This is a genomic window from Pseudomonas sp. stari2, assembly GCF_040760005.1.
In the GTDB taxonomy this organism is placed as follows: domain Bacteria; phylum Pseudomonadota; class Gammaproteobacteria; order Pseudomonadales; family Pseudomonadaceae; genus Aquipseudomonas.
In genome coordinates this window covers 5120067-5133903 of record NZ_CP099760.1, presented here as the reverse complement: position 1 = coordinate 5133903, position 13837 = coordinate 5120067, and the positions used below count along the sequence as shown (strand labels likewise).

14 protein-coding genes are annotated in these 13837 nt (G+C 61.1%); 5 read left to right on the top strand and 9 right to left on the bottom strand.

Translation table 11 applies throughout. The features are described from left to right. Positions 1–224 precede the first annotated feature (224 nt). From NH234_RS23515 to NH234_RS23505, 3 genes are read left to right on the top strand one after another with little or no spacing between them, the layout of a single operon-like run. Positions 225–1331, top strand: coding sequence for a diguanylate cyclase (locus NH234_RS23515; RefSeq protein ID WP_085730230.1), 1107 nt, complete (start codon positions 225–227; stop codon positions 1329–1331). Further along, a complete protein-coding gene (locus NH234_RS23510) occupies positions 1324–2259 on the top strand; it encodes an iron-sulfur-binding ferredoxin reductase (RefSeq protein ID WP_367254434.1) in 936 nt (311 codons plus the stop codon). Before NH234_RS23515 ends, NH234_RS23510 begins: the two co-directional genes overlap by 8 nt. Positions 2260–2288: 29 nt before the next feature. Next, positions 2289–3038, top strand: coding sequence for an enoyl-CoA hydratase-related protein (locus NH234_RS23505; RefSeq protein ID WP_367254433.1), 750 nt, complete (start codon positions 2289–2291; stop codon positions 3036–3038). Positions 3039–3093: 55 nt separating this feature from the next. On the opposite strand, the gene pyk is transcribed toward NH234_RS23505, so the two are convergent. After that, positions 3094–4545 (bottom strand): pyruvate kinase, encoded by a 1452-nt coding sequence (gene pyk / locus NH234_RS23500; protein WP_367254432.1) that lies wholly within the window; start codon positions 4543–4545, stop codon positions 3094–3096. Positions 4546–4717: 172 nt separating this feature from the next. Between pyk and NH234_RS23495 the strand changes: the two genes are divergently transcribed. Then, on the top strand, positions 4718–5104 hold the full coding sequence (locus NH234_RS23495; RefSeq protein ID WP_011335675.1) for a tol-pal system YbgF family protein: 387 nt from the start codon (positions 4718–4720) through the stop codon (positions 5102–5104). Between the two features lie 216 nt (positions 5105–5320). Next, positions 5321–5680, top strand: a complete 360-nt coding sequence (locus tag NH234_RS23490; protein WP_367254431.1) for a PilZ domain-containing protein — start codon at positions 5321–5323, stop codon at positions 5678–5680. Between the two features lie 46 nt (positions 5681–5726). On the opposite strand, the gene NH234_RS23485 is transcribed toward NH234_RS23490, so the two are convergent. From NH234_RS23485 to NH234_RS23450, 8 genes are all read right to left on the bottom strand, one after another. Next, entirely contained in the window at positions 5727–6131 is a 405-nt protein-coding gene (locus NH234_RS23485) for a DUF6124 family protein (RefSeq protein ID WP_367254430.1), read from the bottom strand. 538 nt (positions 6132–6669) lie between these two features. Next, positions 6670–6885, bottom strand: coding sequence for a hypothetical protein (locus NH234_RS23480; RefSeq protein WP_085730236.1), 216 nt, complete (start codon positions 6883–6885; stop codon positions 6670–6672). Between the two features lie 185 nt (positions 6886–7070). Next, complete coding sequence (locus tag NH234_RS23475; RefSeq protein WP_367254429.1) at positions 7071–8405, bottom strand: DUF58 domain-containing protein; 1335 nt, start codon at positions 8403–8405, stop codon at positions 7071–7073. Then, positions 8402–9403: an AAA family ATPase gene (locus NH234_RS23470; RefSeq protein ID WP_367254428.1), complete on the bottom strand. Its 1002-nt coding sequence runs from the start codon at positions 9401–9403 to the stop codon at positions 8402–8404. Before NH234_RS23470 ends, NH234_RS23475 begins: the two co-directional genes overlap by 4 nt. Next, on the bottom strand, positions 9400–10563 hold the full coding sequence (locus NH234_RS23465; protein WP_367254427.1) for a DUF4350 domain-containing protein: 1164 nt from the start codon (positions 10561–10563) through the stop codon (positions 9400–9402). Before NH234_RS23465 ends, NH234_RS23470 begins: the two co-directional genes overlap by 4 nt. Next, the gene (locus tag NH234_RS23460) at positions 10560–12104 is read right to left on the bottom strand and encodes a DUF4129 domain-containing protein (protein ID WP_367254426.1); all 1545 of its coding nucleotides are present in this window, start codon (positions 12102–12104) and stop codon (positions 10560–10562) included. The genes NH234_RS23465 and NH234_RS23460 overlap by 4 nt, the downstream gene beginning before the upstream one ends. Beyond that, complete coding sequence (locus tag NH234_RS23455) at positions 12091–13068, bottom strand: stage II sporulation protein M (protein ID WP_367254425.1); 978 nt, start codon at positions 13066–13068, stop codon at positions 12091–12093. Before NH234_RS23455 ends, NH234_RS23460 begins: the two co-directional genes overlap by 14 nt. Then, a complete protein-coding gene (locus NH234_RS23450) occupies positions 13065–13790 on the bottom strand; it encodes an RDD family protein (protein ID WP_367254424.1) in 726 nt (241 codons plus the stop codon). The genes NH234_RS23455 and NH234_RS23450 overlap by 4 nt, the downstream gene beginning before the upstream one ends. Between the last annotated feature and the right edge of the window lie 47 nt (positions 13791–13837).

Below are 13837 nucleotides of genomic sequence, written 5' to 3'. Positions count from 1 at the left end.
CCGGCTCGCTGTTTGCGGACGGCGAAGGCCGACAAAAAATCACGCGTGATAGGTGCTTTTGGCGGGCGCTCCGGGAACCCGGGAGGGGCGGGCTCAAGGGCTTTTTTGACGCCAAATATCCGGCCCGAAAATCAATGGTCATTTATCGACTGGGCCACTAAAGTGGCAGCCGGTCTGTAGAGTAGGACACTCGGTCAGCCTCTTATCGCACGGTGAGTCAACGATTGACCCATAACGCCATTCAACGTCTTTTGCTCAAACGCTTCGCCCTCGCTGCAGCCACCTACGGATTGGCCTTGCTGCTGCTGTGGCTGGCGTATTTCACCGGACACTACGAAGATTCGCTGGCAGGCGTCGCCGTCGGCAGCGCCCTGGTGGTCATCAGCCAGGCGACCCTGTTCGCGTTGTTTTTTTCGGGCGCCAATCTGCGGTTCTCCGACCCGAGCCTGACCGAAGCGCAAGTGCTGCTTGGCCTCGGCTGGCAGACGTGGCTGATCGCGCATCTGGAAGAAGCGCGGGGCGAGTTCCTGGTCTTCTATGTGCTGATCCTGCTGTTCGGCCTGTTCCATCTGTCACGGCGGGCCTTTGTACGCTGCGCGATGCTGGTGTTCTTCAGCTTCTGCGCCATCACGCTGTGGGACGGTTACCACTTCCGGCTGCACGATCCGGCACTTTCCGCGTTGCAGGCGTGCATTCTGTTGATCGTGCTGGCATGGCTGGTGATCTACGCACGCTTCGTCCAGACCTCACGGCAACGCATGCGCCAGCGCCGGTTTGCCTTGCAGGCGCATCAGGACACCCTGCGCGGGATGATGCGCCAGCTCGAAGACCTGGTGGCCACCGACGAATTGACCGGGCTGTTCAACCGTCGGCATTTCCTGCGCCTGGCCACTCGCGAGTTGAATGCGATGGAGGCCGACGTGGTGCACGGTCTGGCGCTGATCGACCTCGACCATTTCAAACGTATCAATGATCTGCATGGTCACGCTGCTGGCGATCAGGTGTTGCAAGCCTTCGCCGGTGTTGCCGGAGCCTGTCTGCGCGACGGCGACGTGCTGGCGCGTTATGGTGGTGAAGAATTCGTGGTGCTGCTGCCCGATTGCAACGCCGAGCGGCTGACCGCTTGCTGCGAACGGCTGCGCGTCGCCTTCACCGACGTCGAACTGGTGGGCCTGAACGTGAAAAACCTTAGCCTGTCCGCCGGCATGACCCTGCTGGAACTGGGTGATGATCTGGACGACGCCTTGCAGCGCGCCGATCAGGCGCTGTACCGGGCCAAGCGCGACGGGCGAAATCGTTGTGCGGCCGCGTGGGAGAACATCGATGCCTGAACTGCGAGTAGGTGATCGACTGTGGTCGGTGGCTTCGGGCAGCAACCTGCTCGACGCCCTAAACCAGAACGGTGTGGCGGTGCCTTACAGTTGCCGCGCCGGCAGTTGCCATGCGTGTCTGGTGCAATGCGTGCAGGGCTTGCCCGCCGACAGTCGCCCCGATGCCTTGAGCGCCGAGCAGCGTGAGCAGGGCTGGCGACTCGCGTGCCAGTGCCAGGTGCTCGAAGACTTGCAGGTGCACACCTTCGATCCCGTCACTGATGGTCGTCCGGCGGTGGTCGAGGCGCTGGACTGGCTCGGTGCCGATGTCTTGCGCTTGCGTCTGACACCCCAGCGGCCGTTGCGCTACAGCGCCGGCCAGCATCTGGTGCTCTGGGCCGGTCAGATTGCGCGTCCGTATTCGCTGGCGAGCCTGCCGGAAGAAGACCGCTTTCTTGAATTCCACCTCGATTGCCGCCAGCCCGGCGAATTCAGCGATGCCGCGCGCCGCTTGCAGATCGGCGACCCGATCCGCCTCGGCGAACTGCGCGGCGGTGCGTTGCATTACGACCCGGACTGGCATGACCGGCCGCTGTGGCTGCTCGCCGCCGGCACCGGGCTCGGCCCGTTGTTCGGCGTGTTGCGTGAGGCCTTGCGTCACGATCATCGGGGCGCCATCCGCGTCATTCACCTGGCCCATGATGCCAACGGGCATTACCTGGCCAAACCCCTTGAAGCACTGGCCGCACAGCGGGAGAACCTCAGCGTCGAGCGGTGGACGGCGGCCGAGTTGCCGGGCGCTTTGGCGCAACTGCGCCTTGTTTCCCGGCAGACCCTGGCCTTAGTCTGCGGCTCGACCGCCAGCGTCGACGCGTTTGCCAAGCGTCTGTTCCTGGCCGGACTGCCGCGCAATCAACTGCTGGCCGATGTCTTCCTGAGCCGTGGTTGAGCGCTGAATTCTCAGACGCGAGACCTGCCATGCCCGAAGCCATCCTGCTGCACCGCGAACGCGGCTTGCTGACCCTGCGCCTCAACCGCCCGGACAAGAAAAACGCCCTGACCCGCGCCATGTACAGCCAATTGGCCGACGCGCTGAAACAGGCCGACAGCGACCCCGAGATCAACGCCGTGCTGATCACCGGCAGCGCCGAGTGTTTCACCGCCGGCAACGACATCGCCGACTTCATCCAGCAACCGCCGAGCGACCTCGACAGCCCGGTGTTTCACTTCATGCTCGAACTGCTCGAATGCCGCAAACCGGTGATCGCCGCTGTGGCCGGGGCGGCGGTGGGGATTGGCACGACGTTGTTGCTGCATTGCGATCTGGTCTACGTGGCGCGGGATGCGCGATTGCGCATGCCTTTCGTCAATCTTGGTTTGTGTCCGGAGTTCGGTTCCAGCCTGATCCTGCCGCGTTTGCTCGGGCAAGCCAAAGCGTCGGAACTGTTGCTGCTCGGTGAAGGATTCACCGGTGAGCAAGCGGCGCAATGGGGGATCGCGACCGAGGCGCTGGGCAGTGGCGAAGCCGCTTTGGCCAAGGCGCGGGAGATGGCGCTGAGGTTTGATGAGCTGCCGGCCGAGGCGGTGCGCATCAGCAAACAATTGATGCGCGCGCCGGATCGCGAGTTGATTCGCAAGGTGATCGAAGAGGAGGGCGCGCTGTTTACTCAGCGGCTGCGCTCGCCCGAGGCTTTGGCGGCGTTGACCGGGTTCATCAAACGGCATTAACGAAAAAGCCCCGCCATTCACATGGCGGGGCTTTTCGTTTTCAGCAACCGGTCACTCAGACCTGCGGGTCGCCCACGTGCAGGATCTTCATGCCGTTGGTGCCGCCGGTGGTGTGGTAGCTGTCGCCCTTGGTCAGGATGACCCAGTCGCCTTTCTCGACCACGCCGCGCTTGACCAGCTCGTCGATAGCTTTCTGGCTGACTTCGTTCGGGGCCAGCGACGCCGGGTCGAACGGCACGGTGTACACGCCACGGAACATTGCCGCGCGGGCCTGGGCTTCGCGGTGCGGAGTGAAGCAGTAGATCGGCACCGACGAACGGATACGCGACATGATCAGCGGGGTGTAGCCGCTTTCGGTCAGCGCGATGATCGCCTTGACGCCCGGGAAGTGGTTGGCGGTGTACATGGTCGCCAGCGCGATGCTCTCGTCGCAACGCTCGAATTCCTTGCCGATGCGGTGGCTGGACGTCTTGCTGGTCGGGTGCTTTTCAGCGCCGACGCAGATACGCGCCATCGCCTGCACGGCTTCCAGCGGGTAAGCGCCGGCAGCGGATTCGGCCGACAGCATCACGGCGTCGGTATAGTCGAGCACGGCGTTGGCCACGTCGGACACTTCGGCGCGGGTCGGCATCGGGTTCTGGATCATCGACTCCATCATCTGGGTCGCCACGATCACCGCCTTGTTGTGGCGGCGTGCGTGCAGAATGATTTTCTTCTGGATGCCCACAAGCTCGGCGTCGCCGATTTCCACACCCAGGTCGCCACGGGCAACCATCACCGCGTCGGAAGCCTTGATCAGGCCGTCGAGGGTTTCGTCGTCGGCCACGGCTTCGGCGCGTTCGATCTTCGCCACCAGCCAGGCGGTGCCGCCGGCTTCGTCGCGTAGTTGACGGGCGTAGTTCATATCGGCGGCGTCACGCGGGAAGGACACGGCAAGGTAGTCGACTTCCATTTCAGCGGCGAGCTTGATGTCGGCCTTGTCTTTTTCAGTCAGGGCCGGCGCGGTCAGGCCGCCACCGCGACGGTTGATGCCTTTGTGGTCGGACAGCGGGCCGCCGATGGTCACGATGCAGTTCAGCTCGGTCGCGGTGGCCGTTTCAACGCGCATCACCACGCGGCCGTCATCGAGCAGCAGCTCGTCGCCCACGCCGCAGTCCTTGACCAGGTCCGGGTAGTCGATGCCGACCACTTGCTGGTTGCCTTCGGTCAGCGGATGGCTGGTGGAGAAGGTGAACTTGTCACCGATCTTCAGCTCGATGCGCTTGTTGGCAAATTTGGCGATACGGATTTTCGGGCCTTGCAGGTCGCCCAGCAGGGCGACAAAGCGGCCGTGCTTGGCAGCCAGGTCACGCACCAGCTTCGCGCGAGCCTTGTGCTCGTCGGGGGTGCCGTGGGAGAAGTTCAGACGGGCGACGTCCAGGCCAGCCAGAATCAGCTGTTCGAGAACTTCCGGCGAGTTACTGGCCGGGCCAAGGGTAGCGACGATTTTGGTACGACGGACGGACATGCAAAGACTCCTCAGGTTCAAGCGCTCGCAGAGGCTACTACGCTCTTTGGGTGTAGTCATTGTTCGTTTGCACTACTTATTGTTTTCTTTATTGAACGCGACAATCGGAGCAAAGGGCTCTGAAGATTTCTCGCCAGAGGTCGATAATGATCACAAGACAGGAGAATACCCCATGCGATTCGTGCCCATTGCCGCCCTTGCCCTCAGCGTCCTCGCTGCTTCGGGCTGCACCCGTTGGTCGATGAACCATCATCTGAACAACGCCTACAGCGCCTATGACCGGGGCAATTGCGAGCAAGTGATGCTCGAACTGTCCAAGGTCGAACGCGCCAGCCGTGCCCGCCCTTACGTGTGGCCGGAAGTGTCGATGATGCGCGGCCAGTGCCTCGAGCGGCAGAAAATGTTCGTCGATGCGGCGCAGACCTATCAGTTCATCATCGCCTCGTACCCCAATAGCGAATATGCCTACCGCGCCCGCGCGCGTCTGGAGACCCTGCAGAGCCTGGGCCACTATCCGACCCGTAGCGCAGCGGCCGTGGTACGTCCAACCCGCTTCTGATGGCAGTTGTCATACAAAATCTGGCCGGCTGTATAAGGTGAGCTATAGTCCAGAGACACCGGTGCAGACGACATCTGTACCGGCGCAACACCTGCGACTGGCATGAGCAGTACGTGGCGAGCGCCACACCGGAAGCGGGGAGAGCGGGCCTGACGGACAGGTTCGTTCCGAAGCACAATGCGGCTCGAACACCGGGCCTTGCATGGCGATACGCTCATGTTTACCGACCGTCGAATCGAACGGCATCAGCTGCCGTATTTTCTGCGTGTGTTCAACAGCGTCACCGATAAACCCATCGGCTTTCTGGGCAACGTTTCCGAAGACGGGCTGATGCTTATCAGCCAGTTGCCGATGATGATCGGTGCCGAGTTCAAATTGCGTCTGAAGATTCCCGTGGGCGATGGCTGTCAGCAAGTGATCGACCTCACCGCGTGCTGCCTGTGGTGCCATGAAGACGCCACGCCCCAACACTACGACGCCGGTTTCAGCCTGTTCCGCACCCCGCCGGAATACGGGCAACTGGTCGAGGCGTTGAAGCAGTATTTCAGTTTTCAGCCGTTGCCGGCTTCGGCCTGACAAAACAAAAGGGTCATGACCTGCCGCAGGTCATGACCCTTTTTGGTTACGTGCCTATCGCAATCGCCCGCTCGTTATCCAGCGTCTTTTCCGCCAACAACAATCCCATCTCGCTCAACTGATAGATCGCCATCGCCAGATGTCGCGGCTTTTCTTCCAGGCTGTCGGCCAGGTCGAGCAGCAGGATGCTGACCGAAGAAAAGGTTTCGTAGGTCTGGATGGCGATAGCTTCCGGGTTGATGTCTGGATCGACCTTGAACATCTGCATGCCACGATCCACGGAGTTGCGCGGTTTTTCGGGCGAGGGATTGAGGTAAAAGTCGAGGGCTCGATGAGCAGCATCGTGGAGTTTTTTTGAATCGACGGAGGCGTAGGGGGAGACCGGATCGGTTTGATCAGTCTTGTCAGTTGGATCGATATCCGAAGGCGGATTTGGTGTTGCTTTGATCATACCTAACTTCCTAATAAGTTGGGCTGTCACAGCTTCGCGACTAAACGAGAGGGTGGCAGCTGTAAGCAGGTTAGTCGACCGGGGAAGTAGGCTTTTTCCGGCGTGCCGGGGGCACCCTGCTCACAGCCACCATCGAGTGCGGGGATTGGGAATACCCGACTAGACGATGCGTTTGCAAACCTATCTTACCTCGGGCGACTAAACCCGACCGCTGATTGGCAGCGACGGGGATCAAGTTACGGGTCAACGCCAAGGTGCACAAGCCAGCGGATTCGCGCTTACATGTAGGCAAAAGCATCACGTGTTGTAGCCTCAATTCCACCGCTTTTTGATGTCCACGAATAGTGAGAGAACAACAGTTTTGCATTTAGTTTGAGGTTTTTTACACGGGGAGGAGGGGTACTGTAGTCATAGGCAAAGGAAGTTTTTTGAGACGAGCTGTAAGAAAAACTCTAGTCAATGATTGGTTTTAGTGGACACGATCAATAGAGGAAATGCATCGAAAGGTCTTGGAGGTATAGCTGAAAGTTCGAAAGCTTTAGCTGGGGCGTTTTCCTTTCAGCTTGGCCAAACCTTGCTTGATGTAGCCAGCGTTTTCTCCAATTGTAAAAAGTGCTTCTCGGACGTTGTTTCCGGTATCCACCATTCCCTGTGCTTCGATTTGGAGTACCAATTCCATCAGAGCAGCTTCCAAGCCGAGTTGATTCTGATACATCCTTTCCAGCACGTCTGATAGAGAGTATTGATCAGACATTTTTCGACTCCTTTGGCAAAAAAAACAGCATAGCAGTGGCATTTGCGAGTATGAGTTTGCTAGCGATTTCTACTGAGACTGCATCAGCTTGTGATGCTCCGCGCGTGAACTGAGCCAGCTTGTTGCTTAGAGCTTTTGACTTTCGTAATTTTAATCCGGCCCTCCAGTGTGGATCTCACAAGGTGTTAGCAGAGCGCTCCAGATTTTTTCCAGCTCAGATAACGCGAAATTACATCTGTACTTAACTCGCTTGGAGGGACATCTATCACTTGCACTCCTTGGGCATTCAATTTTTCATGGAGCGTTGATCGTACGTTCAGATAATCCACTGTTGCGCAGTATTCAAGCGCTTGCTCAATCGTTTGCACTTGCGAATGCCGTACATCTTCAAGCGTGAATTCACGCAGGCTGGCCACGAGTACTCGATGCTTTTGGCTTAGTTGTCTGACGGCCTTCAGCAATTCCTCATCATCCTTATCCCGCACATTCGTCACCAGCACCACCAGCGCCCGACGCTTCTGCCTCGCCAGCAACTGATTCACCGCCGCCGAATAGTCTGCCGAATGTCGCGTGCTATCCAGATCGTAAGCACCGTTGAGCAACACCTTGAGCTGCCCCGCACCTTTGACTGGCGCCACATAACGCGGCTGATCGCTGGCGAAAGTAAACAGCCCCACCGCATCTCCCTGCCGCAACGCCACATAACTCAACAGCAGACACGCATTCAACGCATGATCGAAATGCGACAGCTCGCCGTCCTGACTTCGCATCTGCCGCCCGCAATCGAGCATGAAAACGATCTGCTGATCCCGCTCGTCCTCGTACTCCCGGGCAATCGGTGTGCGATGGCGGGCGGTGGCTTTCCAGTCGATCTGGCGCAGGCTGTCGCCTTCGCGATACTCCCTCAGTTGATGGAATTCCATCCCCTGGCCAAGACGCTGGCGCTGACGTACGCCGAGCTGGCTGAGCCAGTTGTCCACCGCCAGCAATTGGCCGCCGTAGAGGCGGGCGAAGTCGGGGTAGACGCGGGTGTGGTCGGTGATGTTGATCAGGCGTTTGCCGGACCACAGGCCCAAGGGGCTCGGCAGGTTGAGTTCGCAGACGTCGAAAGTGAAGTGGCCGCGTTTGAGCGGACGCAGGCGATAGCCGATCAGGCTGCGCTGGCCGGGTTGTAGTTCGGTGTCGAGCGGCAGGTTTTCGAAGCTCAAGCCGTCGGGGACGTGGTCGAAAATTTGAATGACCAGTAGCTGATCAAAATCGTGTTCGACTTCCAGCCGGATTTCGCTCCAGCGACCCAGTGCCAGACTGCCGGGCATTTGCCGACGCACGCGGGGCGAGGGCAGGCGCTTGAGGCGTAGCGCGTCCAGCAGGCTCAGTGCAAACAATGCCAGCAACAATCCCCAGTTGATCGACAACAGGCTCGACGGCACCTCGACATCCAGCGCCTGCAACGTGCCCAGCACAATGCCGATGGCCAGCAGGATCGCCAGCCAGATCAACAGCAGGCGCGAGGGTTTCACAGGCGCGGCGCCGGCACTTGGTCGAGCAGTTGCTGGAGCACCTGATCGACTTGCAGCCCTTCGATATCCAGCTCCGGTGCGAGGCGCACCCGGTGACGCAACACCGCCAGTGCGCAGCCCTTGATGTCGTCGGGAATCACGAATTCGCCGCCGCGCAACAGGGCCCGGGCGCGGGCGCAACGCACCAGTGCAATGGAGGCGCGTGGCCCGGCGCCGAGGGTCAGTCCCGGCCAGGTGCGGGTGCTGCGGGCCAGACGCACGGCGTAATCGAGGACCTGATCGTCCAGCGGCAGATCGCTGGCGATGCGTTGCAGGGCTTGCACGTCCTTGGCCTGCAACACGGTGCGCAGCGGTTGCACGTCGAGCATGTCGGCGCGGGTCGAGCGGCAGACCTGACGCACCATGTCCAGCTCCTGCTCGACGTCGGGGTAATCCATGCGCACCTTGAGCATGAAGCGGTCGAGCTCGGCTTCTGGCAGAGGATAGGTGCCTTCCTGTTCGATCGGGTTTTGCGTGGCGAGCACCATGAACGGTTGGGCAATCGGCAGGGCCCGGCCTTCCAGAGTGACCTGACGTTCCTGCATCGCTTCGAGCAGGGCGGCTTGCGTCTTGGCCGGGGCGCGGTTGATCTCGTCGGCGAGCAGCAGGTTGGTGAACAGCGGGCCTTTGCGCAGTTTGAACTGCTCGGTCTGCAGGTCGTAGACCGCGTGGCCGGTGACGTCGCTGGGCATCAGGTCCGGGGTGAACTGGATGCGCGCGAACTCGCCGCCGAAGCACTTCGCCAAGGCTCGGACCAACAAGGTTTTGCCGAGGCCGGGAACGCCTTCGAGCAGTACGTGGCCGCCTGCGATGAGCGCGGTCAGCACGTTGTCGATCACCGGGTTCTGGCCGATCAGCACTTTCTGCAATTCGCCGCGTACCGCTTGCGCCAACTGACTGGCTCGGTGACGTTGCTGGGCCGCGTGGCCGGGCGAGCCGGGTTCGATGTGTTCGGTCATAGCGAGTTCCTCAAGGCTTGCAGGTGGGCGACCTGACGGCAGAATTCGGCGCTGGACATGCGCCGCTTCGGTGCCGGGCTCAGGGCCTGGCTGATGGCACGGGTCGGTTGGCGGGTCAGGCGCGACAGCGCCAGCCATTGTTCGGCGACATTCAATTGGTCGAAACCGGGGTGACGGTGACGGGCGCGGCGCAGGACGTCCTGCTGCAAGGCTTGCAGCAAGGTCTGTTGGCCGTTGTGGCGCAGGATGAAATCGGCGCTGGCGCGCAGGTGTTCCATCAACTGACGACGACCGGCCGGGGCAGGGGCCTGCACTGGCCCGTGGCGCACGCCGACGTGCCACAGCCACAGACCGATCAATGCGAGCAGGGCGACGATGGCTTGCGGGAAGTAGCGCCAGAGCAAGGTCAGCAGACCGTCGTGTTCGGTGTTGTACAGCAGCGTCACGGCGGTGTCAGCGCTGAGGTACCAGAGCAGCCACGCGTTGTCGTGTTGCGCAATCGCCGGGGTTTTCCACAGGTCGGCATCGGTGACCACAGTGATCGTGCCGACGCCGTAGGGCAGTTGCATCATGTGTGTAGCCCGGGCGCTGTTGGCCCAGGACTGAGCGAGGTTTTTCGGGTCGTCGAGGTGGAACGCGGTGTCGAACCCGGCATAGGCGGGAGCGACTTCGTCTTCCAGATAAAGCTTGGTCAGGTTGGGGTGGGGATCTTCGTCGGCATCCGGCGGCGGGTCCTTCAGATCCTTGCTCAGGGATTGGCGCAGTTGCACGCGGTCGAGCAGAAGGTCGTTGCTCTGGCCGGTCTTTTCATCCCAGATCGATTCGGCGACGAACACCAGCCGTCCGCCGGCCCGGGCCCAGTTCAAGACTTGATCGACCTGACGCGGGGTCATGTTCGAGCGGTCGTTGAACAGCAGCAGCGTGTGTTGGCGCGGATCGATCTCGGGCAGCACGGCGAGACTCTCGGCATGACTGACGTCTATCCCGCGACCCCGTAGAAACATCTCCGCCGCCAGATAAGGATTGGCTTGCGCGGCGGGGGAAGGGCCGTGATCGACCACGGCCAGGTAAGGCGTGGCCTTGAGGTACAGATAAACGCCCAGCGCACCGAGCAGGGCGACGATCAGCGCGGCGACCAGCCAGAGTGCGCGCCGGTTCAACGGGCAACTCCATGGCCGAACAGTGACCGCCAGCCATCACACAGTTCCTGTTGCAGGTGCGCCGCCGGCACGCGGTGTCCGTAGGCCATGTTCTGCCAGTGGCCGGTGAGATGACGGCTGTAAGCGAGCAGATCCGGACGCTGCAAGTGTTCGATCCGCGCCAGCACTTCGTTTTCGGTGTCGGCAGGTTTGAGGGTCAGGTTGAAGTCGTGCAGCAGATGACTGAGCAGCGCCCGATACAGCAGACCGAGCGCCGCACGGGGCTGGGTCTGCCAGAGCTGTTCGGCGCTGGCGGCGATGTCGTCGGGCAGGGTCTCCTTGCTCAGGTCGAGGCCAAAGGCTTGCTGTGGCACGGGCCGTTTTATCCGCTCGGGCAATCGTGGGCGACGACTGACGAACGTTTGCAGAAACTCGCGATAGCGCCAGATCAGCCAGCCGAGCGCACCGATCATTACGGCCCACAGCAATACTTCAATCGCCTTGGCCAGCCCGTTGAGGTGTTGACCGTTGAGCCAGCCCAGAAAGGTTTTCAGCCAATGCGGTACCTTGCCGTCCGTGTTTTTTTCGGCGGTGGCGGGGTCTTCGCCAAAGCGGTAACGGGTGACGGTTTCCTTGTTCTTGAAAGGAGGTTGTTCCAGCAAGGCCTTGATGCTGTCGCGGGATGCCTGGCTGGTAAGCGGCTGATTCAGGAGTCGGGGGGCATCCGGGGCGGTGGCAGGGTCGGCGGCCCATGCCGAGTGCACTCCCGGCAGCAGCAGACAAACCACCAGCAGCAAACCGAGTGCACTGCTGTTCAGGCGTTGGCGCAGGCGGCGGAACACCAGTTCGATGTCCCAGGCTTCGAGCTCGGTGCGCCGGTTCAGGTAGAGGCTGAAACCGCAGGCGACGTAGATCGGTTCCCAGATCACCAGTATCAGTGCATAGAAGGCATTGGTCAGATGCTCGAGCCAGCGCCACTGGTGGTCGGTGGCGAAGATCAGGCTTTGCCAGTCCCAGTCGGTTTCAATCTGTTGCGGCAGGAGTAAATAGAACAGCACCATCAGGCCTATCCACAGCGCCGTTTCCAGATGCACGCCAATGATCGTCAGCCACTGTGCGGCACCGGCATTGCGTTGCAACAGCACCCGCAAACGCTGCTGGCGTGCGAGGCCGCCAAGCCCTTCGAGTTGCACCACCGGCATCAGGAAGCTGCGACTGAAGCTCAGGCGTCGCCAGGTCAGGCTCGCCAGCAACTGCGGTTTGAGCAGTTTCGGCCATTGGCGCAATGCCTGTTTCAGCGTAGGCGTTTCGCCGAACAGCGCTTTGGACAGGATGTACAGCGGCAGGCGCTCGTACGCCGGTTTCAGCCACCAGAAGATGAACACCGCGAGCGACGGCGAATCCCAGAACAACAGACTGAGCACCAAGAACAGCGGCAGGGTGACGATGGCCCAACTGGTCATCAACAGACGCCGGTGCTGCTGGCTCATGCGCACACCCAGGTCCATGGCTTCCCAGGTGGTGCGCGGGCGGATCACCACGGTGGCGTCACTCAGGCGCATGGCGGGTCCTTCCGGCGAACAGCAGATACGTCGCCACGCAGAGCCAGAGTCCGATACCGACCAGGTATTTGGTCTGCGGCGTGACCCCGGTGCGTGACGACCAGTAAGCCTCGATAAACGCGGCGATCAACAGAAACAGCATCACCCCGCAGATCAGCAGGATGCTCTGACGCGCCGCGTGTCGCAGGGCCTCGCCGCGCGTCAGGCGTCCCGGTGCAATCAGCGCCCAGCCCAGTTTCAACCCCGCTGCGCCGGCCAGGACAATCGCGCTGAGTTCAAATGCGCCATGGCCGATCACGAAAGACCAGAAGGTCTGACCGAAGCCGATTTCACTCAGGTGCCCGGCCACCGCACCGATGGTCAGACCGTTGTAGAACAGGAAGAACGCACTGCCCAGACCCAGCAGCAAACCGCTGGCGAAGGTCTGAAAGGCGATGCCGATGTTATGCATGATGTAGTAGCCGAACATCACCCAGTTTTCACTGGCGGCGCGCTCGGCCGAGCGCCCGAGGTGGCCGGCGACCGGATCGTACATGCCCTGCATCTCGCGCACCTGCTCGGCGGGGATCAGGTTGTAGATCAATTCGGGATTCAGATACACCAGCACCCCGAAGCCGGCCAGGGTACCGAAGAACAGCAGCCCGGCCACCAACACGAAAGGCCATTGCGCGCGTACCAGCCGGGGGAATCCGGCGAGGATGAAGCTCAGCAGGCTGGCACCGAGCTGTCGGTGGTGGCGGTAAAGCTGTTGATGACCGCGCAACACCTGCTGTTGCAGTGAATCGATGAGAAAACTGCTGTAGCCGCGTTCCTGAGCTAACGCCAGATGCTGGCAGAGTCGGCGATAGGCCTTGGGAAATTCAGCCACCTGCGAAGTGTCCTTGCCGCGTTCCAGACGTTCGAGGACGAGTGTGAAACGCTCCCATTCCGCCTTGTGGCGACTTTCGAAGAGACTTTGCTTCATGTCGGCCCCAACAGGCCGCGAGCGATGCCGTTGAGTTCTCCGACGGCGTTCGTCGCGCTGATGTGCAGCGGCTGGGCGAGCAGTGCAGCGAGCTCATTGACCCGCGCCGTCGATAGTTCACCCTGGCGTTCGGCGAAAGCGAGCAGGGCCCGTTGTTCTGTCAGGGTCAGCGGGATCGGCGAGCGGCGGGGTTCGGCATCGGGCAATTGCGGGCGCTTGAGCGGGCGTTCGCTGTAGATCACCAGTGTGCCGGCAGCGATGTCGCCGAGGCGTTTGAAATTCGGATGTTGCAGGCAACTGATGGCGCCAAGGAAATAGCCGAACGGCATCAAGTCGACAAAACGCAGCAGGTTACGCAGCAAGGATGCCGACCACCCGACCGGCGTGCCATCGTCGTGCACCACCCGCAGGCCCATCCATTGCTTGCCCGGCGAGCGGCCCTGACGCAGCACTTCGAACAACACCATGTACCACCAGCTCACCGCGAACAGCAGCAGTGACCCCAGGCCAATACCGAGTTTGCCCAGTAACGCCAGCAGCATGAACAGCAACCCCATGATCAGCCCGCGCAAACCCAGATCGATGGTGAACGCCACGGCACGCACCATCAGGCCGGCTGGACGCAACGGCAGATCGATGCCTTCAGGTGTTTCGACCTGATACCGCGTGTCCAGTGGCGGGGCCAGCGTTGCTTTCCTTGGCGGTGCTGTGGTCTCGAGCATGGGCTACCTGATGTTGCCGGTTCGGGATGCGAGTGAATCCGATGCTA